General features: G+C 57.3%; 1 rRNA gene (only partly in view). It reads left to right on the top strand.

Annotation, left to right across the window (positions count from 1 at the left end):
• Positions 1-1,275 (top strand): 23S ribosomal RNA (locus ACIRQP_RS41990) (it extends past both window edges: 186 nt to the left, 1,490 nt to the right).

Genomic DNA, 1,275 nt, shown 5'->3' with positions numbered 1-1,275 from the left:
GAAATCTGTACGGCTCGTTTGAGAACCACCCAAGTAGCACGGGGCCCGAGAAATCCCGTGTGAATCTGGCGGGACCACCCGCTAAGCCTAAATATTCCCTGGTGACCGATAGCGGATAGTACCGTGAGGGAATGGTGAAAAGTACCGCGGGAGCGGAGTGAAATAGTACCTGAAACCGTGTGCCTACAAGCCGTGGGAGCGTCGCGCATCGAGTTTTCTCGGTGCGTCGTGACTGCGTGCCTTTTGAAGAATGAGCCTGCGAGTTTGCGGTGTGTTGCGAGGTTAACCCGTGTGGGGAAGCCGTAGCGAAAGCGAGTCCGAATAGGGCGTTTTAGTAGCGCGCTCAAGACCCGAAGCGGAGTGATCTAGCCATGGGCAGGTTGAAGCGGAGGTAAGACTTCGTGGAGGACCGAACCCACCAGGGTTGAAAACCTGGGGGATGACCTGTGGTTAGGGGTGAAAGGCCAATCAAACTCCGTGATAGCTGGTTCTCCCCGAAATGCATTTAGGTGCAGCGTCGTGTGTTTCTTGCCGGAGGTAGAGCACTGGATAGGCGATGGGCCCTACCGGGTTACTGACCTTAGCCAAACTCCGAATGCCGGTAAGTGAGAGCGCGGCAGTGAGACTGTGGGGGATAAGCTCCATGGTCGAGAGGGAAACAGCCCAGAGCATCGACTAAGGCCCCTAAGCGTACGCTAAGTGGGAAAGGATGTGGAGTCGCAGAGACAACCAGGAGGTTGGCTTAGAAGCAGCCATCCTTGAAAGAGTGCGTAATAGCTCACTGGTCAAGTGATTCCGCGCCGACAATGTAGCGGGGCTCAAGCGTACCGCCGAAGTCGTGTCATTGCAGTACATACTCCTAACGGGGACTGTGATGGGTAGGGGAGCGTCGTGTGCCGGGTGAAGCCTCCGTGGAAGCGAGGGGTGGACGGTTCACGAGTGAGAATGCAGGCATGAGTAGCGATACACACGTGGGAAACGTGTGCGCCGATTGACTAAGGGTTCCTGGGTCAAGCTGATCTGCCCAGGGTAAGTCGGGACCTAAGGCGAGGCCGACAGGCGTAGTCGATGGACAACCGGTTGATATTCCGGTACCCGCTTTGGAACGCCCAGTATCGAATCTTCTGATGCTAAGCCCGTGAAGCCGTTCCGGACCCTTCGGGGAATGGAAAGTGGTGGAGCCGGTGACCCGAGGTGGTAGTAGGTAAGCGATGGGGTGACGCAGGAAGGTAGTCCAGCCCGGGCGGTGGTTGTCCCGGGGTAAGGGTGTAGGGC

The sequence above is a fragment of the Streptomyces sp. NPDC102274 genome, from assembly GCF_044766385.1.
In the GTDB taxonomy this organism is placed as follows: domain Bacteria; phylum Actinomycetota; class Actinomycetes; order Streptomycetales; family Streptomycetaceae; genus Streptomyces.
Note: the sequence above shows the minus strand (reverse complement) of the source record. Positions and strands in the feature narration are given on the sequence as shown.